Here is a 24,490-nt window from a genome sequence, read left to right on the forward strand (position 1 = left end):
GTCAGCCGCGCGCGTCGGCCGCGACCGGACGCCAGACCAGCAGGCGGCGCTCGATCATGCTCACCAGGATGTCGATGACGATGACGAAGGCGGCCAGGACGGTCATGCCGGCGAACACGCCGGCGACGTCGAACACGCCCTCGGCCTGCTGGATCAGGTAGCCGAGCCCGGCCGCCGAGCCGAGATACTCGCCGACCACGGCGCCGACCACGGCGAAGCCGACCGAGGTGTGCAGCGACGAGAACATCCACGACAGCGCCGAGGGCCAGTAGACGTGGCGCATCAGCTGGCGCTCGCTCATCCCCAGCATGCGGGCGTTGGCGAGCACGGTCGGGCTCACCTCCTTGACGCCCTGATAGACGTTGAAGAACACGACGAAGAACACCAGCGTGACGCCGAGCGCCACCTTCGACCAGATGCCGAGACCGAGCCACAGCGCGAAGATCGGTGCCAGCACGACGCGCGGCAGCGCGTTCATCATCTTCACGTAGGGATCGAACACGGCGGCGATCAGCGGCTTGCGGGCGAACCAGAAGCCGACCAGCACGCCGCCGAGCGAGCCGATCACGAAGGCGAGAACCGACTCGCTCAGCGTGATCCACAGATGGATCCAGATCGACCCGTCGGCGAACCACTTGACGATCCGGGCGGCGACGTCGCCGGGCCGCGAGAAGAAGAACGGCGGCAGCAGGACGGTGCCGAAGATCGGCACGCTGGTCAGCACCTGCCACAGGCCGATGACGACCACGGCGACGAGGATCTGCAGCGCGACGAGAGTCAGGCGGGACATCACGAGCTCCTCGCGGTGACCGTCTCGTAGGGTGGGCGAAGCCGCACAGCGCCGTGCCCACGCCGGCACCGTGACGACGATCCGACCGGGCCGACGATGATCGTGATGGAAACGGTGGGCACGCTTCGCTTTGCCCACCCCACGAGCGGCGTCTTGGCGACGAGCGTCATCACCCCAATCCCCCGGTCTGGGCGTAGCCCTTCAGCACCTCGTCGCGCAGCACCGCCCAGATGTCGCGGTGGAGGTCGTGGAAGGCCTTGTCGAGCTTGATCTCGGCGACCTCGCGGGGGCGCGCCAGCGGGATCGTCCAATCGCCGATGATACGGGCCGCCGGGCCCGCCGACATGATCACGACGCGGTCGGCGAGCGCGATCGCCTCCTCGAGGTCGTGGGTGACGAACATCACGCCCTTGCGGTCGCTGCTCCACAACTCGAGCAGCAGGTTGCCCATGATCTGCCGGGTCTGCGCGTCGAGCGGGCCGAACGGCTCGTCCATCAACAGGATCTTCGGGTGTCGGATCAGCACCTGGGCGAGACCGACGCGCTTGCGCTGGCCGCCCGAGAGCATGTGCGGGTAGCGGTCGGCGAAGCCGCCGAGGCCGACCCGCGTCAGCCAGCGCGCCGCCTCCTCCCGCGCCGCTTGCTGCGGCGTGCCGGCGACCTCGAGCCCGATGGCGACGTTCTCGATCGCGGTCTTCCAGGGGAACAGCGAATCGGCCTGGAACAGGTAGCCGGCCGACCGGTTGAGACCGGACAGCGGCGCCCCGAAGATCTCGACCGCGCCGGCAGCCGGCGTCAGCAGCCCGGCGGCGGCGTTGAGCAGGGTCGACTTGCCGCAGCCGGTCGGCCCGACGATGGCGACGAACTCGCCGTCGGCGACCGACAGCGTCGCTTCGCGCACCGCCGTGAAGACCGAGCGATCGGCGAGCCGGAACGCGATGGTGAGGTCGTCGAGATGCACGGCGCGTGGCGCCGCCGGCTCCCGGGCTGCGGCCTGCTGCACGCCCTTCCCCTTCCCTGATGGCCCATGATGATCCGCGCCGGTCGGCCTGCCGGCGCGGTGACGGATCGCGCAATAGCGTGCGCCGGCGCAAACGTCCATACGCCGAGAGGCGAACCGGCGGGCGTGCGCGGGCGACGACTTGGCGGCGGCGTCCGGTCGTGGCTTACTTCCGTCGGGGACGCGAACGCCGCACGGAGACGTGCGGACGAACCGGACGGAGTCCGAGACCGGGGTGTCCATGACCGGGGTGTCCATGACCGGGATATCGACGACCGGGATGTCGAGCGCCGGCATGCAGGTTCGTTTCTGGGGCGTGCGCGGCAGCGTCACCTGCCCGGGGCCCGCGACCCTGCGCTACGGCGGCAACACGGCCTGTCTCGAGGTCCGCTGCGGCGACCGGCTGATCATCTTCGACGCCGGCTCGGGCCTGCGCGGGCTCGGCCTGGCGCTCGCCGCCGGCGGCGAGACCGCCGTGCCGGCGACCGGCCGGCCACGGCCGGTCGACGCCGACATCTTCCTCAGCCACTGCCACCTCGATCATGTCTGGGGCCTGCCGTTCTTCCAGCCGGCCTACGAACCCGGCGCACGGCTGCGCCTGTGGGCCGGCCACCTGCTGCCCGAGATGACGCTCGGCGAGGCGATCCGCCGCCTCGTCGGCCACCCGTTGTTCCCCGGCGGCGGCGACTTCTTCCGGGCCGACATCGGCTTCACCGACTTCCGCTGCGGCGACACCCTCACCCCGCATCCCGGCATCGTGCTCGCCACGGCGCCGCTCGACCATCCGGGCGGCGGCTGCGGCTACCGGCTGGAGTTCGGCGGCGCCGCGCTCGCCTATGTGACCGACACCGAGCACCGCGCCGGCGCGCTCGACCCGGCCGTGCTGGCGCTCGCCGCCGACGTCGACCTGTTCGTCTACGACTGCACCTACACGGAGGCCGAGTACCCGGCCCATGCCGGCCGCGGCCATTCGACCTGGCAGCACGGCGTGCGGCTCGCCGCGGCGGCCGGGGCGAAGCGCCTCGCCATCTTCCACCACGACCCGAGCCACGACGACCCGACCCTCGACCGCATCGCCCGCGAGGCCGAGGCGATGCGGCCCGGCACCCTGGTCGCGGCCGAGGGCCTGACGCTGCGGCTGCCCGCCGCCCCGGCCACCCGCCCGGCCGAGATCCGCGAGGACGACGGCACCCCCTGGCTTGTGTGATCCGCTTCACATAACGCGGCCGCGACAGGGCCTATGGATCCGGCACACAGTTGTTGGAGGTGCCGATGTCCACCGTTCTTGCCTTGCCGCGCGTGAGCGAGACCGAGCGCCGCCCCGCCGCCGGCGCCAAGGCCCCGACCGATGTCGGCCTGATGGCCCGCATGGCGGCCGGCGACCGCGCCGCCCTCCAGATCTTCTACACGCGACATCATGTCCGCGTGTTCCGCTTCGTCCTGCGCATCCTGGGCGACCGCACCCAGGCCGAGGACGTGATCAGCGACGTGTTCATCGACGCCTGGCGGCAGGCCGGCCAGTTCGAGGGCCGCTCCGCCGTGTCGACCTGGCTGCTGGCGATCGCCCGCCACAAGGCCTATGCGGTGCTGCGCCGCCGGCCGACCGAGTCGATCGACGACGAGCGCGCCGCCGAGATCGAGGACGGCACCGACACGCCGGACGTGACGCTCGAGAAGCAGAACCGCGCCGTGATCCTGCGCCGCTGCCTCGACGCGCTGCCCTCGACGCACCGCGAGATCATCGACCTGGTCTACTACCACGAACGGTCGGTCGCCGATGTCGCCAAGGTGTTCGGCATCCCCGAGAACACCGTGAAGACTCGACTGTTCTACGCCCGCAAGAAGCTCGCCGGCATGCTGGCCGCCGAAGGCGTCGACCGCGACTGGCTGTGATCACGAGCGCCGCGGCGATGCGCCGCGGCGAGACGCCCCCCGCTCCCGGACGGCCCACCGTCGCGCACCGCGGCCGACAACTCCGTCGACAGCCCTGTTGACAGCCGCGACGGTAAAACTCCAAGCTGGTCATACAAAGCAGAACAACGTCCGCACCAGCGCGGGCGACCGGGAGGAAGTCCATGAAATTCACCGTCACGGCCGCGCTCGCGGCCGGGCTCGCCGTTCTGTCGGCGACGCCGAGCGCCGCCCAGGAGACGTTCCGGCTGCGCATCGCCTCCGGCCATCCGCCGGTGCAGACCTACGTCAACCTGATCACGACCTTCTTCGTGCCCGAGGTGACCAAGCGGGTCGCCGAGCGCACCAAGCACAAGGTGCAGTTCGTCGAGGGCTATGGCGGCTCGATGGTGAAGGTCGCCGACACGCTCGAGGGCGTGCAGTCCGGCATCATCGACATCGGCGGCTACTGCTTCTGCTTCGAGCCCTCCAACCTGCCGCTGCACGCCTTCCAGGTGATGCTGCCGTTCGGCACCATGAGCCCGACCGCGAGCGTCAAGCTCGCCCGCGAGGTCTACGACCAGGTGCCGTATCTCTCCAAGGTTCTGGAGGACAAGTACAAGCAGAAGCTGCTCGGGCTGATCGCCGACAACGGCTACAATCTCGGCACGACGTTCCCGTGGAAGACCGTCGCCGACCTCAAGGGCCAGAAGATCGCCGGCGCCGGCCTCAATCTGAAGTGGCTCGAATACGCCGGCGCGACGCCGGTGCAGTCCTCGCTGCCCGAGGCCTACACGTCGATGCAGACCGGCGTCTACAACGGCTGGATCATGTTTCCGTCCGGGTGGCTGCAGTTCAAGCTCTACGAGATCGGCAAGCACTATGCCGAGACCGGCTTCGGCGCCATCACCTGGCACGGCCTGACCATGAACACGGCCTCCTTCGCCAAGCTGCCCAAGGAGGTCCAGGACATCATCGTCGAGGTCGGCCGCGAGTACGAGACGAAGACCGGCAGCGTCAACGAGGAGAACTATCCCAAGCAGCTCGAGGAACTGCGCAAGCTCGGCGTCGACGTCCGCAAGGTGCCGGACGAGGTGCGCGCGGAGTGGGCCAAGTCGCTGGCCGACTGGCCGAGGCAGAAGGCCAAGGAGCTCGACGCCCAGGGCCTGCCCGCCACCCAGGTGCTGGAGTTGACGCTCGCCGCCGCCGAGAAGCACGGCCACAAATGGCCGGTGCGTTACGTGGTGAAGTGAGCGGCGCGGAGTGAGATCCCTGGTCATCCCGGTGCGGGGCCATCGGGTCCGGCCTCCGGCCGGCCCGACGACAGGCTCCGCGCCGAACCCGGAATCCAGCCGAAAGCCCGGAGCTTGCCGGCGGATTCCGGGTTCGCGGCTTTGCCGCGCCCCGGAATGACGACGGAAGCACTCGCCCGGAGATTCCATGCAGCCGTCGTGGCGGGCGTTCCTCTTCCGCCGCCCACCGTCACCAGCGCCCGGAGCCCCCCGTGTCCGATCGCCTGACCACGCCCGTGGTCCATCTGCTGCTCGCCGTCGCGGCCTTGATCATCTTCGCGCTCGGATTTCTGGTCGTCGCCGACGTGATCGGCCGCGGTGTCTTCAACAGTCCGGTCAAGGGGACGCCCGAGCTCGTCTCGATGTCGATCGTGATCATCTGCTTCCTGCTCGCCCCCTACGCGGTGCAGAGCGGCGGCATGCTGAAGGCCGACGTGCTGGTCGGCGCCTTCGGGGGGCGCGGTCGGGCCTTCTCCGAGCTCGCCTCCGGCGTGCTGGGCGCGCTGTTCTTCGGCCTGATCGTCTGGGGCGGCACCGAGCCGGCGCTGCGCGCCTTCATGGCCGGAGAGTACGAGGGCGAGGGCGCGCTGCGGGTGCCGGCCTGGCCGGCGCGGCTCGTCGTCGTCGCCGGCGCCGCGCTCGTCGTCCTCATCTATCTGGCCCGCGCCGTGCGGGCGCTCCGCGTCCTGCTCGGCCGCGCCACGCCCCCCGACGTCGTCGCCTGACCTCCCGTCTCCGAGTCCTGCGAGGGTTCCCTTGTTCGGTCACAGCGAGATGCTGATCGTCGTCCTGCTGGTGCTGGTGCTGGTGTTCGCCGGCGTGCACATCGCCGTTGCGCTCGGCATCACGGCGGCGTTCGGCATCTGGCTCATGATGGGCGACCTCGACGTGGTGCGCACCTTCGTCTCCAACACGGCCTACGAGGCGCTGCGCGACTATGTCTTCGCCGTCATCCCGCTGTTCATGCTGATGGGCGACCTGCTCGCCAAATGCGGCGCGGCGCGCGACATCTACGCGCTCGGCCATCGCTTCAGCAAATGGCTGCCGGCCCAGCTCGCCGCCGCCACCATCGTGTCGAACGCGCTGTTCGGCTTCGTCACGGGCGTGTCGATCGCGGCGGCCGCCACCTTCTCGCGGATCGCCTATCCGGAGATGAAGCGCTACGGCTACCGGCGCGACTTCGCGCTCGGCTGCGTCGCCGGCAGCGCCTGCCTCGGCATGCTGATCCCACCCTCGGTGCTGATGATCGTGTGGGCCGTGCTGACCGAGGTGTCGATCGGCAAGTTGTTCCTCGCCGGCGTGATCCCGGGCTTCCTCGCCGCCTTCGGCATGATCGTCTACGTGGTGGTCGCCGCCACGCTGAACCCGGCGCTCTCCGGCGGTGCACCCGAATCCAGAGCATCGAGGACGGTGCCGCGCGCCCCCGACCTCACGGTCGGCCCGGCGACCGACACGGGGGATCCGCCGACCGGGCTGCCGAGCGAGGCGCCGCTCGGGCCGCTGCTGCGCTCGACCGGCCTCGTCGTCGCGCTGGTGATCGGCGTGCTCGCCGCGATCTGGCTCGGTCTGTGCACCCCGACCGAAGGCGCCGGCGTGGGGGCCGTCGGCGCGCTGGTGCTCGCCCTGATCAAAGGCATCACGCCGCGCGAGATTCGCGACGTGGTGATCGACGTCGGCCGCACGTCGGGACCGCTGCTGCTGCTCTTGTTCTGCGCCCAGCTCTATTCGCGCGTGCTGTCGATGACCGGCTTCACCGAGGTGGCGAAGGCGTTCCTGCTCGCGACCGGGCTCGGCGCCTGGGGCATCCTCGCCGTCATGGTCGGCATCTGGTTCGTGCTCGGCACGCTGATCGACTCGATCTCGATCATCCTGCTCACCGTGCCGATCTTCGCGCCGATCGCCGCGCATCTCGGCTTCGATCCGCTCGCCTTCGCGATCATCGGGATCCTGGCGATCGAGACCGGCCTGCTGACGCCGCCCTTCGGACTCCTGGTGTTCACCGTCAAGGCGGCCGCGCCCGACAAGTCAGTCGAGCTCGCCGAGATTTTCCGCGGGGCGATCCCCTACTGGCTCGTGCTGCTCGCCGTGGTGATCGGCATCGCGGTGTTCCCCGGGCTCGCCACCTGGCTGCCGAGCCTGTGAGGCCGTTGATCGGGGCGATGGTCGTTCCGGGGCGGCGCACTGCGCCGAATCGGGAATCCAGCCGAGAATTACGAGCTCGTCGCTGGATTCCGGGTTCGCGGCTTCGCCGCGTCCCGGAACGACGGAGAGCTGATCGACGGAAGTGGGCACGGACTCCGGTCGGACCCGCTTTGTATACTATCCTGGCCGCGCCCGCCCGATTGCCCCGCGCTTGGGCGCGAGATGCCGCCGCTTTGGCCTTGCGGACGCGCGGGCGCGGCGACATCCTCAGGCTCCCGCCTCGCCGCTCTCCGGATGGAGCCTCCCCTGACCCGCCCCGATCTCGACAGCCAAGGCCTGCGCGGCTTCCTGCGCATGGTCGAAGCCCGGTTTCCGGGCGAGCTCCTGCGCATCGCGGCACCGGTGCGCCCGCAACTCGACATCACCTCGGCCGTGTTCGAGCTGGAGAAGGCCGGCCGCGACCCGGTGCTGGTGTTCGAGCAGGTCGAGGGCCATGCCATGCCGGTCGTCACCAACACGACCGGCAACCGCCGCCTGCTCGCCGCCTGCCTCGACGTCGCCGTCGGCGACCTGCCGACCGCGTTCCGCGAGCGCTGCCAGCGCTACGTCCCGTGCGAGACGGTCGACGCCGCGCCCTGGCAGGAGGTGACGCTCGACGGCGACGCCGTCGATCTCACCACGCTGCCGATTCCGATCCACTTCTCGGTCGATGCGGCGCCCTACATCACGGCCGGCCAGCTCGTCGCCCGTGATCCCGTCACCGGCGTCGACACCACGGGCTTCCATCGCCTGATGCTGAAGGGGAAGAACCGGCTCGGCGTGTCGCTGCATTCGCGCCGGCGCATGTGGGAGTTCCACCGCCGCGCCGAGGAGCGCGGCGAGCCGCTGCCGGTGTCGATCACGCTCGGCGTGCATCCGCTGCACTACATGGGCTCGATGGTCTACGCGTATCCGCCCGCGGTGCGGAAGTTCGAGATCGTCGGCGGGTTGTTCGGCGAGCCGTACCGGCTGGCGCGCTGCGTCAACGGCCTCGAGGTGCCGGCGGGCGCCGAGATCGTCGTCGAGGGCGAGATTCTGCCCGGCCAGCACGAGCCGGAGGGGCCGTTCGGCGAGTTCACGGGCTACGCGTCGTATCGCAGCACCCAGAACGTGTTCGTCGCGCATCGCCTGCACATGCGACGCGACGCCATGTTCCACTCGGTCGCCTCGGGCATGGCGAAGGATCACATCCTGGTCTCGTGCATCACGCGCGAGGGCGAGATCCTCAACACGCTGCGCCGGAACCTGCCCAACGTGATCGCCGTGCACGTGCCGCATACCACCTGCGGCGCCTTCATGGCCTTCGTGAAGATGCGCAAGACCGCCGAGGGCGAGCCCCAGCAGGCCATCATGGCGGCGCTCGGCACCGAGTTCTACACGAAGTACGTGATCGTCGTGGACGAGGACGTCGACATCTTCGACATGAAAGACGTGATGTGGGCCGTGGCGACGCGGGTGCGGGCCGAGCGCGACATCGTCCTGGTGCCGGGCTGCAAGGGCGCGATCCTCGACCCGACCTCGGATCCACAGACCTTCACGCTGACCAAGATGGGCATCGACGCCACCCGCCCGGTCGGCCAGGACTTCGCCGAGCGTCTCACCATCTCGGACGCGCAGCGCGCGCGGGTGCGCGGAATTCTGCAGAGCGCCGGTGTGATGGTGTGATGAGCACGTGATGCACTGCGTGGCCGTCGCTCGGCCGACCGATCGAGACGCCGCATTCGCCCCCCTACGAGGCAGGGCGCAGGCCGGGGCGAAGTCGCCGGACCACGAGAACCAAGCACTCCGATACGATCGCCGAGCGGCGCGGTTCCAGCGTCCCCCCCCCTTGTGGGAGAGGGACAGCGAGGGAGGCCCCGCGCACGACCGTGTCGAGGCCTCGGGCCCCGTCGACTCGAAAACGGTCAGCGTGCCGCGAAGCTGCGCAGGGTGCCGCGGCGGTTCGAGGCGAGCGCCAAGGCGGCGCGCTGGGCGGCGGCCGGGCTCGCGAATCGGCGCTGGTCGAGCGGATAGTATTCGGCCGCGGCGGCGATGAAAGTGTAGTCGTTGCCCCCGTCACGAATCACGATCCCGACCGTGGTGTCGTCGACCTCCACGGCGAAGGCGTTGTGGGTGGTGTCGCGTGAGGCCGTGTCGCGTGAGGCCGTGTCGCGTGATCGTTCGGAGGGGGGGCGTGCGAAAGAATCGCTCTGAACGAGGCTCATCGTCGGTTCCTTGTCGTATCGGAGCCCACGAAATCGCTTCGTGGCGCTTTAGCGCTTGGTGACGCGGCGCAAGCTGCTCCATCAAATCCCGCGGCCGTCCGTGCACATATCGTGCCTGCTTGACGGCGAGACGACGATGCCGCGAACAGCGGACCAAAACAAGCCGACGAATATTCTTGTTTTCGATTGTGTCGGAGGCGGAAATTTCAAGGTCGACCTTGACAGCGCACCGGATCGTCATTCGACGCCAATACCGATTCGTGTGCGGTGCAGAAGGGCCGCCGATGCACCCCGGAGCGCGGGGCCCAGGACTGCGCGTCCCCAGGCCGGAATTGAAGAGGCGCTGGCCGCCGACTAAGGTCCGGCCCGGTTTTCGACGGGCGCGGCGGCAGGGCATGGCACGGCATTCTGGTTCTTCCCTCGGGCCTTCGCCCGAGCGCCGGCCGAGCGCGCTGTCGGTGCTGAACACGGTGTTCGGCCTGCCCTCCTTCCGGGGCGCCCAGGCCGAGATCGTCGCGCATGTCGCGGGCGGCGGGAGCTGCCTCGTCCTGATGCCGACCGGCGGCGGCAAGTCGGTGTGCTACCAGGTGCCGGCGCTGATGCGCGACGGCTGCGCCGTGGTCGTGTCGCCGCTGATCGCGCTGATGCGCGACCAGGTCGCCGGCCTTCTCGAGGCGGGCGTCCGCGCCGCGGTGCTGAACTCCACCCTGTCGTGGAGCGAGGCGGCCGAGGTCGAGCGCCGGGTCGCCGCCGGCGAGCTCGACCTCCTTTATGTCGCGCCGGAGCGCCTGCTGACGCCGCGCTGCCTCGCGCTGCTCGAACGGGCGCGACTCGCGCTCTTCGCGATCGACGAGGCGCATTGCGTCTCGCAATGGGGGCACGACTTCCGCCCCGAATATATCGGCCTCTCGGTGCTGGCCGAGCGGTTCCCGGCGGTGCCGCGCATCGCGCTGACCGCGACGGCCGACGCGCGCACCCGCGCCGAGATCGTCGACCGGCTCGGCCTCTCGGACAGCCCGGTGTTCGTCGCGAGCTTCGACCGCCCCAACATCCGCTACGAGATCGTCGAGAAGAAGAGCCCGCAGCGCCAGCTCGAGGCGTTCATCGCGGAGCGCCACGCCGGCGAGGCCGGCATCGTCTACTGCCTGTCGCGCGGCAAGGTGGAGGACACGGCGGCCGCGCTGGTGCGGGCCGGCATTCCGGCGCTCCCCTATCACGCCGGGCTCGACGCCGCGGTGCGCTCGCGCCATCAGGACCGCTTCGTCGACCAGGATGGCGTCGTGATCGTCGCGACGATCGCGTTCGGCATGGGCATCGACAAGCCGGACGTGCGCTTCGTCGCCCATCTCGACCTGCCGAAGAGCATCGAGGCCTATTATCAGGAGACCGGGCGGGCCGGCCGCGACGGCAAGCCGGCCGAGGCCTGGATGGCCTACGGGATCTCCGACATCGTCCAACAACGCCGGATGATCGACGAGTCGACCGGCACCGACGCGTTCAAGCGGGTGTCGCGGGAGAAGCTCGAGGCGCTGGTCGGGCTCGCCGAAACGGCGGGCTGCCGGCGCGCCCATCTGCTCGGCTATTTCGGCGAACGGGCCGGCGCGACCTGCGGCAACTGCGACAACTGCCTGTCACCCCCGAACGTGTGGGACGGCAGCGTAGCGGCCCAGAAGCTTCTGTCCTGCGCCTACCGGACCGGCCAGCGCTTCGGCGTCGCGCACCTCGTCGACGTGCTGCTCGGCCGGCCGAACGAGCGCATCGAGGCGCTGCGCCACGACACGCTGTCGGTCTACGGCATCGGCGCCGAGATGACCGACAAGCAGTGGCGCGCCGTCGCGCGCCAGCTCGTCGCGCTCGGGCATCTGGCGCCTGATCCGGAAGGCTTCGGCGGCCTGCGGCTGACCGACACGGCGCGCGGCGTGCTGAAGGGGGAGACGGCGGTGTGGCTGCGCGAGCCGACGAGCGGGCGAAAAGCCCGCCGCGATCGGGCGCGAGCCGGCGGCGCGGGCCTGCCGGCCGATGCCGAACGCGCCGCCCTGATCGGCCGGCTGAAGGCGTGGCGGTCCGGCGTCGCGCGGGCGCGCGGCGTGCCGGCCTTCGTGGTGCTGCACGACACGACACTCGACGCCATCGCGGCGTCGCGCCCGACCACGCTCGACCAGCTCCGCGGCATGCCGGGCATCGGCGAGAAGAAGCTCGAGCACTACGGCGCCGACCTGGTCGCCCTGGTGCGCGCCGCCGGCGCGCCGGAGTGACCGCGAACCGATCCATCCCTCGATTGCGCGCCGGCCGCTCGGCGTCACGCCATGTTGTGCAGTCCGGCGTCGACATAGATGGTGTCGCCGGTCATGCCGGAGGCGCCGCCGCCGACCAGGAACGCGACCGTGCGCCCGACCTCGGCGATGTCGACCAGGCGCCCAGCCGGGCTGCGCGCGACCGCGTCGGCGACCAGCTCGTCGAAGGCCGCGATGCCGCTCGCCGCCCGCGTCTTCAGCGGACCCGGCGACACCGCGTAGACCCGCACGCCCGCCTCGCCCAGCTCGGCCGCGAGATAGCGCGTGGTCGCCTCCAGGGCCGCCTTCACGGGGCCCATGACGTTGTAGTTGCTCACCACCTTGTCGGCGCCGTAATAGCTCATCGTCAGCATGGCACCACCCGGCCGCATCAGGGGCTCGGCGAGCCGCGCCATCTCGATGAACGAGTAGCAGGAGACCCGCATCGCCTGGGCGAAGCCCGCTTCCGAGCAGTCGATCACCCGGCCGTGCAGATCCTCGCGCGGCGCGTAGGCGATCGAGTGGATCAGGAAGTCGAGATGGCCCCACTCGGCCTTGATGCGATCGAACACGGCCGCTGTCTCACCGGGCTTCTCGACGTCGAGCGGCATCAGGAGGCTCGCCTGGATCTGCTCGGCGAGCGGCTGTACGTATTTATGCGCCTTCTCGTTGAGATAGGTCAGCGCCAGCTCGGCCCCGAAGGCGCGCAGCTTGGCGGCGCAGCCGAACGCGATGCTGTGCTCGTTGGCGACGCCGACGACCAGCCCGCGCTTGCCCTTCAGCATGTCGCCGATCCGAGTGTCCGGATCCCACACCTTGGGAAGCGGATCGATCGGCCTGGCAGCAAAAGTCATGTCTCGGTCCTTCATGGGTAGACGGGAGCCCAGCGCGGTCCGGTCCGGACGTGTCCGGACGTGTCCGGACGAGGCCGGCGGAACGACGCTGAACGCGGCACTGGTCCCGGAGTCGGTGTCCAGAGCGCTCGGGGCCGCCGGAGGTCCGTCGGGGACCGGGCCATGGACGCGGTGACGAACGGATCGGCGAGCTGCATGGCGGCCGACATGGTGCATCCTACCATCATGATCAGACGCGAAAACGACATGCGGCCGCATGGCCGCAAACCGGTGGCTGATCTGCGCGCGGCGGGACGCTGGCGAAGGCCATCGGTCGCGAGAGGACCGGACTGGACGGCGACGGCCCGCCCGCGCCCCGAGCGAGCTGGAGCGCGGGTGCCGGAGCGACGCCGGCGTGGTGCCTCACGCGGCGTCGGCCCAGCCCACGGCCGTCCGGCCCTTCAGGCCGAGGATGGCCCGTGCCTCGTCCGCAGACGCGATCTCGAGGCTCAGCTCGCGGGCGATGCGGACGATCGCCTCGACCTGCTCGGCGCTGCTCGTCGCGAGCCGCCCCGGGCCCATGAAGAGATTGTCCTCGAGCCCCACCCGGACATTGCCGCCCATCGTCATCGCGAGCAGCGTCATCGGGAGCTGGGCGCGGCCGGCCGCGCAGCACGACCATACGAAGTTCGCAGGGCCGATCACCTTGCGGGCGGTCTCCACCATGAACACCAGGTTCTCCGGTGTCGCCGCGATGCCGCCCAGGATGCCCATCACGAACTGCAGATAGAGCGGCGCCTCGAGCACGCCGACGTCGAGCAGATACTTGACGTTGTTGATCATCCCGACGTCGTAGATCTCCAGCTCCGGCTTGGTGCCGACCGCGTTCATGGCCTGCGTGAACGCCGTGATGCTGCGGAACGTATTGGGGAAGATCAGATCCTCGGTCGACTTGAGATAGGGGATCTCCCAGTCGTATCTCGGCGTCTCGATCTTGTCGGCGAGGCGATGGATGGCGAAGTTCATCGAGCCGGCGTTGAGCGAGGCGAGTTCCGGCCGCAGGATACCGACCGGCTTCACCCGCTCCTCCGGGCTCATGCCGAGGCCGCCGCCCGTGGTGACGCAGATCGCCGCGTCGCACTGCGCGTGAATGGCGGCGGCGATGTCGCGGAACACCCCGATGTCGCTCGACGGGCGGCCGTCCTTCGGGTCGCGGGCGTGGATGTGGACGACCGCGGCCCCGGCCTTGGCGGCGCCGACCGCCTGGTCGATCACCATGTCGGGAAGGTAGGGGAAATGCGGCGAAAGGCTGGGGACATGCACGCCCCCGGTGATCGCCGCGGTGACGACGAGCTTGCTCATCGTGATCGCTCCAGTCGGTCGCGCGCGGCCGGGTCGCTCCCGGCCGGCGAGACCAGCGTGATCGCGCCGCCGACGACGGCGGTTCTCATGCAGCCGGCGTCTCCGCCGGATGCGCGTGGTGGGCAGTGTCGTCCTCGCGGCGGATTCGCAGCGCGACGGCACGCGTCGAGGGACTTACTTCGGGCTCGAAATACGCCTCGTAGGCTTCCTTCGGCGGAGCGGACGTCAGATAAACGCCGATCAAGGTCGCGACGAGCGACAGGGTGGCGCCGACCGCGAACGGATTGGAGAAGTCCAGCAGCTTGGCGACGACGTAGACGCTGGTTCCGACCACGATGCCGGCATAGGCTCCCGAGCGGTTCATCCGGCGCCAGAACAGGCCCAGCCAAACCGGCCACATGAAGGCCGCTCCGAACGCGCCGTAGACATAGGTGAAGCCCATGGCGAGCAGGAGCGGCGGCTTGATCGCGCTGAGGACCGAGAGAGTCCCGAGGACCAGCACGGTCCAGCGCAGGTGCCGCGTCGCCGTCTGGTCGTCGAGCCGGCCCTCCGGACGGACGGCCCGATAGATGTCGTAATAGAGCGAGGTGCCGCAGTTCAGCAGCATCGAGTTGGCGGTCGAGATCGCCGCCGCCAGGATGGCGACGAGCGTCATGGCACCGACGAAGGCGGGCGCGTGATCCTGCACGATCAGCGGCATGATGTAGTCGGTGGTCTTGCCCACCGGCAGGCTGGGCAGCAGCATCTTGGCGCCGAGGCCGATCACGATCAGACAAACGAAGATCGGGATCAGCGCGACCACGGTCCACATCATCTGGAGCACGGCCGCCTTGGAGTTCTTCGGCGCCATGAAGCGGTTGATCCAGTGCGGGGCGACCGACGCCCCCAGGGCGTTCGACATGAAGATGCCCATCAGGACCGACCATCCGAAGGTGCCTTCGGGCGACAGCAGCACGCCGGGCTCCAGCGGCGTGCCGCCGACATTGATCGGTGCGGTGGTCTGCGCGAGGTTGTCGAGGATCGGTCCGATGCCGCCGGTCGCGTAGAGGACGGCGCCGGTGCCGAAGACCAGGCCCACCAGGATCAGCACCGCGTTGAGCGTGTCGGTCGCGGCCACCGACCAGAAGCCGCCGAGGGAGGTCAGCACCAGCAGCGCCAGGAAGGCGAAGATGGCGTATTCGTAGGGGATGCCGGTGATCGTGTTGAACACGATGCCGAAACCGACGACCTGCAGATGGCAGAAGATGAAATAGCCGACGAACATCAGCGCCGCGACGAGCAGCTGCAGCACGCTCACCGTCTCGAAGGGCTCGTAACGCATGCGGATGAATTCGGGGAAGGTCCGTGCAGGGATCGCGGGGCGACGGACCTTGTAGGCGAGGATCGGCATGATCGACGTCGCGAGGAACCAGCCCGCGACCCAGCCGATGATCGCCGCGACACCGGTGCGGTAGAGATAGCCGGGCACGCCCATCACGGACGCGACGCTGACCCAGGTGGCGACCGAGGTTCCGATCCCCAGGAGCAGCCCCATGCGATGGCCGCCGGTGGTGAAGTCCGACAACGACTCGACCTGCTTCAAGCTCTGCAGACTGGTCCACGCCAGGAACGCGAGATACCCGGCGAAGACGACGACGTAGGAGACGGTCATGGCGCTCATGTCGGCCTCCTATTCGTATCGGAACAGCTTGCCGGTGGCGCCCCAACGGCGCACGCCCGACGCCTCGATCAGGCCGCACAGATAAACCGCGACGGCGACGCAGAACGCGATGCTCGCCCCCCAGAACAAGAGTGCTGTCAGCATTTTCCATCCCCGTTTCGAGTTGTTGTGTGGACCGGCGCGGCGCCCTGACGGGGCGCGCGCTCGGACGACCCGGATCGATCAGCGCGCCGTGTAGCCACCGTCGACCGGGAGCAGGACACCGGTGATCGACTTCGCCCCCTCGCTGCACAGGAACGCGACGGTCGCGCCGATCTCGGACGCGTCGATCAGCCGGCGGGTCGGGTGGTTCTGCGTGAAGACCCGGTCCATCGCCTCCTCCTCGGTGCATCCCAGCACCTTGGCTTGATTGGGAAGCTGGCTCTTGATCACGTCGGTCAGCACGGTGCCGGGAAGGATCGCGTTGCAGGTGATGCCGTCGGGCGCCACCTCCAGCGCGACCGCCTTGGTCAGACCGGCGAGGCCGTGCTTGGCCGAGACATAGGCCGGCTTGTGGGGCGCGGCGATCACGCCCATCACCGAGGAGATGTTGACGATGCGGCCCCATTTCCGCTCCAGCATGCCCGGCAGCACGGCCTTGATCAGATGGAACGGCGCGTCGAGCATCACGGCGCGCAGCAGATCCCACTTCTCGTCCGGGTAATCGACGATCGGCGCCACGTATTGCAGCCCGGCGTCGTTGACCAGGATGTCGATGTGGCCGAAAGCGCGGATGGCGTCGGCCGCCAGGCCGCGCGTCGCCTCCGGCGAGCTCAGATCGGCGCCCGAATGGATGACCGTCACACCGTGTTCGTCGGCGATCTCCCGGCACAGGCGCTCCGGCACCCCGGCGGGCGCGATGCCTCCGATCATCAGGTTGCAGCCATGGCCGGCCAGCGCCTTGGCGATTCCCAGCCCGATGCCGCTGGTCGCGCCCGTCACGATGGCATTTCGATTCTTCAGCATGTCTGACCCCGGCAATTGAAACCCCGGGCTACTCTCCGCCTCCACTCTCCCAGCGTCAAGATCACATATCATAGATCTGTGATCACACTTATCGCGCTGATACCCCGTCCTGTCGCCGGCATCAGTCCACGGCGGTCGGACCGCCGCCCCGTCGGATCAGCCCAAAGGGAGGCGGTGTGTGCAGTGCGAAATCGCGGCGCCGACGGTCGATTGACTCCGTCGGATCAGAGACATACATCGAAGCAAAGCGAATCGGCGCTTTGCCTTGCGACGCAGCGTCGATTGTGACGGTCTGCGTCGTGCGGCATGCTCGCCGGGCTCGGCGCGCCGGATTGTCCATCGATGTACGACAGCCTGCCTTCGATCGACGTCTCCAGCTTGCAGGAGCGGGTGTACCAGAGCCTGCGCCACGCCCTGCTCACCGGCCACTTCCAGCCGGGCGAGCCGATCTCGATCCGCAAGCTCGCCGATTCGCTCGGCACCAGCCCGATGCCGGTCCGCGAAGCCCTCAAGCGGTTGATGGCCGAGAAGGTGCTGGTGCAGTCGTCCAGCCGCCAGATCCGCGTCACCCCGTTCGATCCGAAGCTGCACGAGGAGTTCGTCCGCATCCGGATGGAGATGGAAGGCTACGCGGCCGAGCGGGCGGCGCGGGTGCGCGACGCCGAGCTCCCCGACCGCCTCCGCGCCCACGACGCGGCCATGGTCGAGGCCGCCGTCCAAGGGCGCGCCGACCTCGCACTCGCCGCAAACCAGGCCTTCCATTTCGAGATCTACCGGGCCGCCGGCTACCCGCAGCTCGTCGAGATCCTGGAGAACCTGTGGCTGCGCACCGGCCCGTTCCTGGGGACGATCGGCCGCGAGCCGGTCAATCTCGAAACCTTCTTCGGCAACGGCCACCACTTCCACGGTCGCGCCATCGAGGCGATCGCGGCGCGCGACGGCAAGAAGGCGCGCCGCGCCATCTCCCTCGACATCCGGGTCGGGACGATGTTCCTGCGCCGGGTCTACGTGCCCTACGACGCCGCCCGCACGCCCGCGGGCGCACCGGGCCGGATCGCCGCCCCGCCCGCGAGCTGACCGGCCGGTTCGCGACTGGAACGAAACCTGCAGGCCGTCGCTCCGGTGGCCCGCGCCACCGGCGCCGAGTGGTTGCGTTTCCGCGGTCGGCGGCTGGACACCACTGAACCGACTTGATTTCTCGGAGCCGACGGAGACGCCGTCATGCCGCTCTACGGTTATCATTGTGCGACTTGCGACAAGGATTTCGAGCTCCTCGTGCGCGCGTCCGACACACCCGCCTGCCCGACCTGCGGCAGCACGGTGCTCACTCGACTGGTCTCGCGCCCGGCTCCGGAGGGGCGTAGCAAGGGCCTGATCCAGTCGGCCCGCGCCCAGGCGGCGCGCGAAGGCCATTTCAGCCATTACGGGCGCTCCGAACGACCCAAGTGAGCACGACCGAGGGCGCACCGTGACGGCACGGCGCCGTGGCGCGCCCGTCAGGGCAGGTGCCGCCCCTCGTCGACCCGCACCTCGATCCCGGTCGAGCTCGTCAGCTGGACGACGCAGGCCAGCACCGCGTCCGCCACCGCGCCGGCCGACGTGACCTTCTTCAGCGGCGTGCCCTCGGCGATCTTGTCCAGCGCGCCCGGCGCACGACCGCGGACGAAACCGGTGTCGACGGCGCCGGGCGACACCGTGACGACCCGGATACCGGGGCCGAGGATCTTGGCGAGCGCGACCGTGAGCGCATGCACGCCCGCCTTGGCGGCGCAGTAGGCGAGATTGCTGCCGACGCCGGTCAACGCCGCGACCGAGCCGATATTGACGATGACGGCTTCGGGCGACGCCTGCAGCAGCGGCAGCAGCGTGCGGATCACGGCGAACGGCCCGCGCAGATTCACTTTCGTGATCTCGTCGAAGATGTCGTCGGTGAGCGCGGCGAGATCACGGGCCGGGACCGTGGTCGAGCGGCCGGCCGCGTTGACCAGCACGTCGACGGCCCCGAGCTGTTCCGCGATCCGCTCGGCGGCGGCCGCGAGGCTCGCCGCGTCGTCGATCGCCATCGGCAAGGCGACGTGCCCGCTGCCCGGCAACGCGGCCGCGACGCGCGCGGCCTGCGCCGCGTCGGAGTGGAAGCCGACCACCACGCGGGCGCCGCCGGCGGCGAGGCGCGTCGCCGTCGCGAGCCCGATGCCGCTGGTCGCGCCGGTGACGACGGCGGTCTTGCGGGTCAGGTCGAAGCTCATGTGATCGGGTCCGGTTGACCAGTTTGGTGGTCATTCCGGCTGCGCGCCGTCGGCGCGCCCGGGAATGACTGGGAGCCTATCGAGCAGACTCTGGATGACACGTTTCTCACGACACGCTCCGCAGGTCAGGATCACTCGCCAGCGCGGTCTTCAGAATCTTGCCGATCGGCGAGCGCGGCAGGCCGTCGCGGACCGAGACCCCGGCGATACGCTGGATGCGGCCGAGCCGGTCGTTCGCCCACTCGCGCAGCGCCTCGGCCTCGATCCTGCGGCCCGGATGCGGGACCACGAAGGCATAGGGCGTCTCGCCCCAGCGGGCGCTCGCGGCGCCGACCACGGCGGCTTCGGCGACGTCGGGATGAGCGAGCAGCACGGCCTCGAGATCGCCCGGATAGATGTTGAAGCCGCCCGAGATGATCAGCTCCTTCTTGCGCCCCTGCAGCACCAGGAACCCCTCGGCGTCGAAGGCGCCGAGATCGCCCGAGCGGAAATACACGCTCCCGTCCGGCGCCTGCCAACGCAGCGCCGCGTCGGCGTCGGGCCGGCGCCAGTAGCCCGTCATCATGAACGGCGACCGCCCGACCACCTCGCCGGTCTCGCCGGGCGCGACCTCGCGGCCGTCCTCGCCGATCAGGCGGACGTCGTTGCCGGGCGCCGGCCGACCGACCGTGTGCAGCTTGTCCGGATGCGCGCTCGCGTCGAGGATCAGCGTCACGCCGCCCTCGGTGACGCCGTAGACCTCGACGAACCGGCCCGGCCAGCGCGCCAGGATCTCCCGCTTCATCACGAGCGGCATCGGCGCGCTGGTGCACTGCGCGACCTCGAGGGCGGAGAGGTCGTGATCACCGAAGCTTCGATGTGCGAGGAGGCGCTGATACTGCACCGGCACCAGCATCGTGTGGGTCGCACGCCGACGCGCGGCGAGGGCGAGCCAGGCGGCCGCGTCGAACCGCTCCATCAGCACCACATGGCCGCCGTGGAACAGCGTCGCGAGCAGCGGCAGCAGCGTGGTGTTCGAATAGAGTGGCGTGGAGAGCAGCATGACGCTGTCCGGGCCGAGCCCGAACAGGCCGCGCGCCGCCTGGCGGTCGCGCATGCCGTGCGAATGCACGATGCCCTTCGGCACGCCCGTGGTACCGGACGAGTAGAGGATGTTGGCGCCGGCCTCCGGCGGCATCGCGACGGGCCGGGTCGCCGGATCGCCGCGGCCGAGAAAGTCGTCGAAGCCGATCACGTCACCGGCGACGGATGCCGGCGCCACTGCGCCGATCCGCACCGCCGGCGCGGCGGCGAGGCCCGCCACGGCCTCCACGCTCGCCGCATCGACGACCAGCAGGGCCGGATCGCAATCGCGGATCAATCGCGCGAGATCGTCGCGATGCAGCGCGGACGGCAGCGGCACCGCGATGCCGCCGGCCGCGATACTCCCCAGATAGGCGCCGACGGCCTCGGCGCCGTTGCCGGCGAGCAGCGCGATCCGCTCGCCCGGCGCGATGCCGGCACGGCCGACCGCGCCGGCGAAGCGCGCGATGGCCTCGGCGAGCTCGCGCCAGGTCAGGCGGCGCGCGCCGACCGTCAGGGCAGCCGCCTCCGGCGCCGTGGCGGCGCGGGCGAAAATGCGGCCGAGCACGCTGTCGCCCACCGCGTCGCAGGTCTCGATCGCGCTGCTCCAGGGGATGTCGGTCGCCACGGCGTCGGTCATGCGGCCCTCATGCGTTCGCGACCAGCAGGATGTGCTCGGCCGCGACGGCGGGGCGCTCCGCCCCTTCGATCTCGAAGGTCTGGCGGGTGACGATGCGGGCGCCCATTGGGTGCGGCGCGACCGCGATCAGGGCGAGCGCCAGCCGCACCCGCGACTCGACCGGCACGGGCGCGACGAAGCGCAGCCTGTCGTAGCCGTAGTTCAGCCCCTTGCCGCGCCGGCGGATCGTGTAGATCTGCCGCTGCAGGCGGGGTCCGAGCGACAAGACCAGGAGCCCGTGAGAAATTGTGCGGCCACCCCGCATCTCGGCCGCGGCGCGCGCCGTGTCGACGTGAATCCAGTGGTCGTCGCCGGTCAGCGCCGCGAAGCCGGCGAGCATCGGCTGGTCGATGGTCGTCCATGCGGAATGCCCGAGATCCCGGCCCTCGTGGGACTTCAGATCCATCGGGGTCTCGACCGTGATCATTCATCTCCCGTCCGCTTCGCTGATGCGACGACCCGTATCGTCGGCGCGGGCGGATGGTTTCGGGAAGCCCGGCGCGGCACAACCGGGCGCTGGGCGCGTTCCACGATGTGGAATGTCCCGCGGCCGCGCTGCGCCCGGCCGCGACGGCGCGCTAGAGCAGGGACATGCGAGTCATCGAGATCACGACGCCGGGCGGACCCGAGGTGCTGCGCCTCGCCGAGCGGCCGCGGCCGGAGCCCGGCGCCGGCGAGGTGCTGGTCCGGGTCGTCGCCGCCGGCGTGAACCGGCCGGACGTGCAGCAGCGGCGCGGACTCTACGCGCCGCCCCCCGGCGCCTCCGACATCCCGGGGCTCGACGTCGCCGGCGTGGTCGAGGCGGTCGGTCCCGATGTGGCCTGCGCCGGCGTCGTCCGGCCGCGGCCGGGCGACGCCGTCTGCGCCCTCGTCACCGGCGGCGGCTATGCCGAGCACTGCGTCGTGCCGGCGCCGCAATGCATGCCGCTGCCGACGGGCTTCGGCTTCGTCCAGGCGGCGGCCCTTCCGGAAGTGTTCATGACGGCGTGGAACAACATCATCCGGCTCGGCCGCCTCGGCGAGGGCGAGACCGTGCTGATGCAGGGCGGCACCAGCGGGGTCGGGCTCGCCGTGATCCAGATCGCCCGGCATCTGCGCCGTGCCCGCGTCTTCGCCACGGCCGGCACGGCCGAGAAGCGCCGCGTGCTGGCCGGCTTCGGGGTCGAGGGCACGGTCGACTACCACGGCGACTGGGACACCGAGCTGCGCACCCTCACCGGCGGCCGCGGCTTCGACGTGATCGTCGACGGCCAGGCCGGTCCCTACACGGCGCGCCAGATGGACCTCCTCGCCGAGGACGGCCGGCTGGTGCTGCTGGCGACCCATCTCGGCACGCGGGCCGAGATCGACCTGCGCGCCGTGGTGCGGCGCCGCCTCACCCTCACCGGCTCGACGCTGCGGCCGCGCCCGCCTGCCTACAAGGGCCGGCTGGCGAAGGAGCTCGTCGACCAGGTGTGGCCGCGGCTCGCCGACGGCACCATCACGATGCCGATCTGTGCGACGTTTCCGCTCGAGCAGGTCGCCGAGGCGCATGCCGTGCTCGACGCCAATGCCCAGATCGGCAAGGTGGTGCTCGTCGTCGATCCGGCCGGCCTGTAACGTGCGAGACGTGCACGAGAGGACACGGGCGGGACGAACAAGAAGCGGGGCCGGAAACCGTGACATCGCCGCGTTCGGTCCAGTCGGTCGTCAGGGCGCTGGCGCTCCTGCGCGCCGTCAACCAGCGCCGCGTCTCGACCGTCGCCGACCTCCACAAGGACACCGGACTGCCGAAGCCGACCATCGTGCGCCTGCTCGGCACGCTGGTGGCCGAGGGCTACATCCTCAACGACAAGCATCTCGGGGGCTATTGCGTGACGTCCTTGGCGCCGACGCTCGGCGCCGGCTTCCATGGCGCCCCCATGGTGGTGGAGGCGGCGCGGCCCTGGTGCAGCGACCTGACGCGGCGGCTCAAATGGCCGATCGCCATCGCCATGCTGGACGGCGACGCCGTGGCGGTGCGCTTCTCGACGATTCCCGACAGCCCGATGTCGCCGTTCCACGCGACCCTCAACATGCGGCTCAGCCTGGTGTCGCGGGCGCTCGGACGCGCCTATATCGCGAGCTGCCCCGCGGCCGAGCGCACCGCCTTGGTGAAGAAGCTGCGCCGCTCGGACAATCCCGAGGACCGGCCCGCCAACCTGACCGCGACGATCGCCGGGGTGCGGGCCTTCGTCGGGACGCACGGCTACGCGATCCGCGATCCCCGCGTGGAGCCGAAGTCCTCCTCCACCATCGCGATGCCGATCCGGCAGGGCGACCGGGTGCTGGCGACCATCGGGCTCACCTATTTCCGCTCCGCCGTCACGGCCAGAACCCTCGACGAGGTGCTCGTGCCGGCCTTGCGGGCGGCCGTGGACGGCATCGAGGCGAGCTATGCCAGCCTGGTCGCCGGCCGCGTCCCGGCGACGGCCGACGGTGGATCGTGAGCCTTGCGGCGGGTGCCCGCAGTGGACCGCGCGCCCGGTATTCCACGATGTGAAACGCGCCGACTTCACCGTCCCGGCCGCCGGCCCATGCCCTAGGCTCGGCCCGACCGGCGGCCGGCCGGCCCTGCACCGCCGTCCCCTGCACCGCCGTCCCCTGCGCCGGGATGACCCGCATCGCCGTCAGCCGCTTCGCCCGAGAAGGATCTCCGATGCCCCAGAGCGAGCCCACCCCCCCGTCCGCCGTTCCCGACTCGGTGGTCGACAACCTCATGCGCGGGGCCGTCGATCTTCACGTCCACAGCGGCCCCTCGGTGATGCCGCGGCTCGTCGACCACATCGCCGCGCTGGAGGAGGCCGGGGCCGCCGGCATGCGGGCGGTCCTGTTCAAGGACCACTATTACCCGACAGCCCCGATCGTCGCGCTGATCCGCGAGCGCCATGCCGGCACCGGCGTCGAGCCGCTCGGCGGCCTCGTCCTCAACAACGCGATGGGCGGCTTCAATCCTTACGCGGTCGAGCACGCGCTCAAGCTCGGCACCCGCATCGTTTGGATGCCGACCGTCTCGGCCGCGAACCACATCCGCGAGGGCCACAACAAGACGCTGCTGGTGGCGAAGTCGGCGATGCGCAAGCCGACCGCCCTCACCGTGGTCGACCCGCACGGCGACCTCGTGCCCGAGGTCATCCCGATCCTCGAGCTGGTCGCCGAATACGACGCCGTGCTGTCCTGCGGCCACCTGCACATCAGCGAGGCCTGGGTGCTGTTCGAGGAGGCGAAGAAACGCGGCTGCAAGCGGCTGCTCGTCAACCATCCGCCCTACACGGTCGGGGCCGTGCCCAAGGACGTCGAGCGGCTGCTCGATCTCGGCGTGATGATCGAGCACTCCGCCTGCCTGTTCGTCGACTGCCGGTTCAAGACCTACTCCGCCGCTCAGCTCCGGGAATGGATCGACGCCGCCGGCGTCGCCAACACGTTCTTCGGCTCCGATCTCGGCCAGATCGACTGCCCGTCGCCGGTCGAGGGCATGCGCATGATCGCGCGGACGTGCCTGTCCCTCGGCTACAGCATCGACGAAGTCCGGCAGATGATCTCGACCAACGCGATGCGGCTCGCCGGCATCGGCGCCAACGTCGCCGCGGCGGCGTGACGCCGGTTCTTCGGGCGACCGGGATCGCCCGCTCGCCGGCTCGTCGCTAACGCCGGCGGCGAGGAGGCGGAGCCGCCGGCGGGCGCTGCCAGATGGTTCCCTTGTCGAACTGGATGGTCATGCCGTCCGGCGAGTAGACGGCGCCCTGCCAGGCGTTGGCGACCCAGATGCGGCCCGGATACTCGACCCATCCGGCCGACGGCTGGCCGGCGTCGTTGATGACGTTGAGCTGAGTGCCGTACTGGGTGATGAACGCACTGCTTCCCGGGGCGCCGAGACAGTTCGCGACGCAGACCCACGGACCGTTCAGGTTGACGCCCTGCACCTGCGCCGAGGCGCCGCCCACCGACACGCTCGCCAGCACGACCCCGATCATCAGACCTGCTTTCATGACATT

24 protein-coding genes are annotated in these 24,490 nt (G+C 70.1%); 12 read left to right on the forward strand and 12 right to left on the reverse strand.

Going from position 1 to position 24,490, the window contains the following annotated elements:
- Position 1: 1 nt before the first annotated feature.
- On the reverse strand, positions 2–790 hold the full coding sequence (locus tag ACFSOX_RS05770) for an ABC transporter permease (RefSeq protein ID WP_378476838.1): 789 nt from the start codon (positions 788–790) through the stop codon (positions 2–4).
- A 169-nt stretch (positions 791–959) separates the two neighbouring features.
- Positions 960–1,793, reverse strand: a complete 834-nt coding sequence (locus ACFSOX_RS05775; RefSeq protein ID WP_378476839.1) for an ABC transporter ATP-binding protein — start codon at positions 1,791–1,793, stop codon at positions 960–962.
- A gap of 238 nt (positions 1,794–2,031) precedes the next feature.
- On the opposite strand from ACFSOX_RS05775, the gene ACFSOX_RS05780 reads away from it, so the two are divergent.
- The 6 genes from ACFSOX_RS05780 to ACFSOX_RS05805 all read left to right on the forward strand — a co-directional run bounded on the left by ACFSOX_RS05780 (position 2,032) and on the right by ACFSOX_RS05805 (position 8,818).
- Positions 2,032–2,997, forward strand: a complete 966-nt coding sequence (locus ACFSOX_RS05780; protein ID WP_378476840.1) for an MBL fold metallo-hydrolase — start codon at positions 2,032–2,034, stop codon at positions 2,995–2,997.
- 65 nt (positions 2,998–3,062) lie between these two features.
- Positions 3,063–3,683 (forward strand): sigma-70 family RNA polymerase sigma factor, encoded by a 621-nt coding sequence (locus ACFSOX_RS05785; protein ID WP_378476841.1) that lies wholly within the window; start codon positions 3,063–3,065, stop codon positions 3,681–3,683.
- 182 nt (positions 3,684–3,865) lie between these two features.
- Positions 3,866–4,933, forward strand: a complete 1,068-nt coding sequence (locus tag ACFSOX_RS05790) for a C4-dicarboxylate TRAP transporter substrate-binding protein (protein WP_378476842.1) — start codon at positions 3,866–3,868, stop codon at positions 4,931–4,933.
- Between the two features lie 251 nt (positions 4,934–5,184).
- Positions 5,185–5,697, forward strand: coding sequence for a TRAP transporter small permease subunit (locus ACFSOX_RS05795; RefSeq protein WP_378476843.1), 513 nt, complete (start codon positions 5,185–5,187; stop codon positions 5,695–5,697).
- A 31-nt stretch (positions 5,698–5,728) separates the two neighbouring features.
- Entirely contained in the window at positions 5,729–7,114 is a 1,386-nt protein-coding gene (locus ACFSOX_RS05800; protein ID WP_378476844.1) for a TRAP transporter large permease, read from the forward strand.
- Between the two features lie 294 nt (positions 7,115–7,408).
- Positions 7,409–8,818 carry a UbiD family decarboxylase gene (locus tag ACFSOX_RS05805; RefSeq protein WP_378476845.1) on the forward strand — a complete coding sequence of 470 codons (1,410 nt, stop codon included), beginning with the start codon at positions 7,409–7,411 and terminating at the stop codon, positions 8,816–8,818.
- A gap of 239 nt (positions 8,819–9,057) precedes the next feature.
- On the opposite strand, the gene ACFSOX_RS05810 is transcribed toward ACFSOX_RS05805, so the two are convergent.
- Positions 9,058–9,357: a hypothetical protein gene (locus tag ACFSOX_RS05810; protein WP_378476846.1), complete on the reverse strand. Its 300-nt coding sequence runs from the start codon at positions 9,355–9,357 to the stop codon at positions 9,058–9,060.
- Between the two features lie 395 nt (positions 9,358–9,752).
- Between ACFSOX_RS05810 and recQ the strand changes: the two genes are divergently transcribed.
- The gene (gene recQ / locus ACFSOX_RS05815; protein ID WP_378476847.1) at positions 9,753–11,612 is read left to right on the forward strand and encodes a DNA helicase RecQ; all 1,860 of its coding nucleotides are present in this window, start codon (positions 9,753–9,755) and stop codon (positions 11,610–11,612) included.
- A gap of 44 nt (positions 11,613–11,656) precedes the next feature.
- Here recQ and fabI read toward each other — a convergent pair whose 3' ends face one another.
- The 5 genes from fabI to ACFSOX_RS05840 form a co-directional block, all read right to left on the reverse strand.
- Positions 11,657–12,484, reverse strand: coding sequence for an enoyl-ACP reductase FabI (gene fabI, locus ACFSOX_RS05820; protein WP_378476848.1), 828 nt, complete (start codon positions 12,482–12,484; stop codon positions 11,657–11,659).
- A gap of 402 nt (positions 12,485–12,886) precedes the next feature.
- On the reverse strand, positions 12,887–13,825 hold the full coding sequence (locus tag ACFSOX_RS05825) for a beta-keto acid cleavage family enzyme (RefSeq protein WP_378476849.1): 939 nt from the start codon (positions 13,823–13,825) through the stop codon (positions 12,887–12,889).
- 85 nt (positions 13,826–13,910) lie between these two features.
- Positions 13,911–15,485, reverse strand: a complete 1,575-nt coding sequence (locus ACFSOX_RS05830; protein WP_378476850.1) for a sodium:solute symporter family protein — start codon at positions 15,483–15,485, stop codon at positions 13,911–13,913.
- A gap of 9 nt (positions 15,486–15,494) precedes the next feature.
- Entirely contained in the window at positions 15,495–15,629 is a 135-nt protein-coding gene (locus ACFSOX_RS05835; RefSeq protein ID WP_378476851.1) for a hypothetical protein, read from the reverse strand.
- Between the two features lie 78 nt (positions 15,630–15,707).
- Positions 15,708–16,490 carry a 3-hydroxybutyrate dehydrogenase gene (locus tag ACFSOX_RS05840; protein ID WP_378476852.1) on the reverse strand — a complete coding sequence of 261 codons (783 nt, stop codon included), beginning with the start codon at positions 16,488–16,490 and terminating at the stop codon, positions 15,708–15,710.
- Between the two features lie 342 nt (positions 16,491–16,832).
- Here ACFSOX_RS05840 and ACFSOX_RS05845 point away from each other — a divergent pair, with 342 nt between their 5' ends.
- Positions 16,833–17,567 carry a GntR family transcriptional regulator gene (locus tag ACFSOX_RS05845; RefSeq protein ID WP_378476853.1) on the forward strand — a complete coding sequence of 245 codons (735 nt, stop codon included), beginning with the start codon at positions 16,833–16,835 and terminating at the stop codon, positions 17,565–17,567.
- A gap of 144 nt (positions 17,568–17,711) precedes the next feature.
- Positions 17,712–17,939, forward strand: coding sequence for an FmdB family zinc ribbon protein (locus tag ACFSOX_RS05850; protein WP_378476854.1), 228 nt, complete (start codon positions 17,712–17,714; stop codon positions 17,937–17,939).
- A gap of 47 nt (positions 17,940–17,986) precedes the next feature.
- Here the strand turns inward: ACFSOX_RS05850 and ACFSOX_RS05855 are convergent, their stop codons facing one another.
- The 3 genes from ACFSOX_RS05855 to ACFSOX_RS05865 form a co-directional block, all read right to left on the reverse strand.
- Complete coding sequence (locus tag ACFSOX_RS05855) at positions 17,987–18,736, reverse strand: SDR family NAD(P)-dependent oxidoreductase (protein ID WP_378476855.1); 750 nt, start codon at positions 18,734–18,736, stop codon at positions 17,987–17,989.
- A 106-nt stretch (positions 18,737–18,842) separates the two neighbouring features.
- Positions 18,843–20,438: a class I adenylate-forming enzyme family protein gene (locus ACFSOX_RS05860; RefSeq protein WP_378476856.1), complete on the reverse strand. Its 1,596-nt coding sequence runs from the start codon at positions 20,436–20,438 to the stop codon at positions 18,843–18,845.
- Positions 20,439–20,445: 7 nt separating this feature from the next.
- Positions 20,446–20,904, reverse strand: coding sequence for a MaoC family dehydratase (locus ACFSOX_RS05865; protein ID WP_378476857.1), 459 nt, complete (start codon positions 20,902–20,904; stop codon positions 20,446–20,448).
- Between the two features lie 164 nt (positions 20,905–21,068).
- Here ACFSOX_RS05865 and ACFSOX_RS05870 point away from each other — a divergent pair, with 164 nt between their 5' ends.
- The 3 genes from ACFSOX_RS05870 to ACFSOX_RS05880 all read left to right on the forward strand — a co-directional run bounded on the left by ACFSOX_RS05870 (position 21,069) and on the right by ACFSOX_RS05880 (position 24,093).
- Positions 21,069–22,076, forward strand: a complete 1,008-nt coding sequence (locus ACFSOX_RS05870) for an NAD(P)H-quinone oxidoreductase (protein ID WP_378476858.1) — start codon at positions 21,069–21,071, stop codon at positions 22,074–22,076.
- A 59-nt stretch (positions 22,077–22,135) separates the two neighbouring features.
- Positions 22,136–22,945 carry a DNA-binding transcriptional regulator gene (locus ACFSOX_RS05875; RefSeq protein WP_378476859.1) on the forward strand — a complete coding sequence of 270 codons (810 nt, stop codon included), beginning with the start codon at positions 22,136–22,138 and terminating at the stop codon, positions 22,943–22,945.
- A gap of 209 nt (positions 22,946–23,154) precedes the next feature.
- The gene (locus ACFSOX_RS05880; protein ID WP_378476860.1) at positions 23,155–24,093 is read left to right on the forward strand and encodes a DUF6282 family protein; all 939 of its coding nucleotides are present in this window, start codon (positions 23,155–23,157) and stop codon (positions 24,091–24,093) included.
- Between the two features lie 46 nt (positions 24,094–24,139).
- Here the strand turns inward: ACFSOX_RS05880 and ACFSOX_RS05885 are convergent, their stop codons facing one another.
- Positions 24,140–24,484 carry a hypothetical protein gene (locus ACFSOX_RS05885; protein ID WP_378476861.1) on the reverse strand — a complete coding sequence of 115 codons (345 nt, stop codon included), beginning with the start codon at positions 24,482–24,484 and terminating at the stop codon, positions 24,140–24,142.
- Positions 24,485–24,490 lie beyond the last annotated feature (6 nt).

The organism is Rhodoplanes azumiensis (assembly GCF_042682915.1).
Taxonomy (GTDB): Bacteria; Pseudomonadota; Alphaproteobacteria; order Rhizobiales; family Xanthobacteraceae; genus Rhodoplanes; species Rhodoplanes azumiensis.

What these genes read in the sequence shown, in the direction of transcription:
- ACFSOX_RS05770 (WP_378476838.1), bottom strand. Translation starts at nt 790, where the DNA reads ATGTCCCGCCTGACTCTCGTCGCGCTGCAGATCCTCGTCGCCGTGGTC.
- ACFSOX_RS05780 (WP_378476840.1), top strand. Translation starts at nt 2,032, where the DNA reads ATGACCGGGGTGTCCATGACCGGGATATCGACGACCGGGATGTCGAGC.
- ACFSOX_RS05785 (WP_378476841.1), top strand. Translation starts at nt 3,063, where the DNA reads ATGTCCACCGTTCTTGCCTTGCCGCGCGTGAGCGAGACCGAGCGCCGC.
- ACFSOX_RS05790 (WP_378476842.1), top strand. Translation starts at nt 3,866, where the DNA reads ATGAAATTCACCGTCACGGCCGCGCTCGCGGCCGGGCTCGCCGTTCTG.
- ACFSOX_RS05805 (WP_378476845.1), top strand. Translation starts at nt 7,409, where the DNA reads ATGGAGCCTCCCCTGACCCGCCCCGATCTCGACAGCCAAGGCCTGCGC.
- ACFSOX_RS05810 (WP_378476846.1), bottom strand. Translation starts at nt 9,357, where the DNA reads ATGAGCCTCGTTCAGAGCGATTCTTTCGCACGCCCCCCCTCCGAACGA.
- recQ (WP_378476847.1), top strand. Translation starts at nt 9,753, where the DNA reads ATGGCACGGCATTCTGGTTCTTCCCTCGGGCCTTCGCCCGAGCGCCGG.
- fabI (WP_378476848.1), bottom strand. Translation starts at nt 12,484, where the DNA reads ATGACTTTTGCTGCCAGGCCGATCGATCCGCTTCCCAAGGTGTGGGAT.
- ACFSOX_RS05825 (WP_378476849.1), bottom strand. Translation starts at nt 13,825, where the DNA reads ATGAGCAAGCTCGTCGTCACCGCGGCGATCACCGGGGGCGTGCATGTC.
- ACFSOX_RS05830 (WP_378476850.1), bottom strand. Translation starts at nt 15,485, where the DNA reads ATGAGCGCCATGACCGTCTCCTACGTCGTCGTCTTCGCCGGGTATCTC.
- ACFSOX_RS05835 (WP_378476851.1), bottom strand. Translation starts at nt 15,629, where the DNA reads ATGCTGACAGCACTCTTGTTCTGGGGGGCGAGCATCGCGTTCTGCGTC.
- ACFSOX_RS05840 (WP_378476852.1), bottom strand. Translation starts at nt 16,490, where the DNA reads ATGCTGAAGAATCGAAATGCCATCGTGACGGGCGCGACCAGCGGCATC.
- ACFSOX_RS05845 (WP_378476853.1), top strand. Translation starts at nt 16,833, where the DNA reads ATGTACGACAGCCTGCCTTCGATCGACGTCTCCAGCTTGCAGGAGCGG.
- ACFSOX_RS05850 (WP_378476854.1), top strand. Translation starts at nt 17,712, where the DNA reads ATGCCGCTCTACGGTTATCATTGTGCGACTTGCGACAAGGATTTCGAG.
- ACFSOX_RS05855 (WP_378476855.1), bottom strand. Translation starts at nt 18,736, where the DNA reads ATGAGCTTCGACCTGACCCGCAAGACCGCCGTCGTCACCGGCGCGACC.
- ACFSOX_RS05860 (WP_378476856.1), bottom strand. Translation starts at nt 20,438, where the DNA reads ATGACCGACGCCGTGGCGACCGACATCCCCTGGAGCAGCGCGATCGAG.
- ACFSOX_RS05865 (WP_378476857.1), bottom strand. Translation starts at nt 20,904, where the DNA reads ATGATCACGGTCGAGACCCCGATGGATCTGAAGTCCCACGAGGGCCGG.
- ACFSOX_RS05870 (WP_378476858.1), top strand. Translation starts at nt 21,069, where the DNA reads ATGCGAGTCATCGAGATCACGACGCCGGGCGGACCCGAGGTGCTGCGC.
- ACFSOX_RS05880 (WP_378476860.1), top strand. Translation starts at nt 23,155, where the DNA reads ATGCCCCAGAGCGAGCCCACCCCCCCGTCCGCCGTTCCCGACTCGGTG.
- ACFSOX_RS05885 (WP_378476861.1), bottom strand. Translation starts at nt 24,484, where the DNA reads ATGAAAGCAGGTCTGATGATCGGGGTCGTGCTGGCGAGCGTGTCGGTG.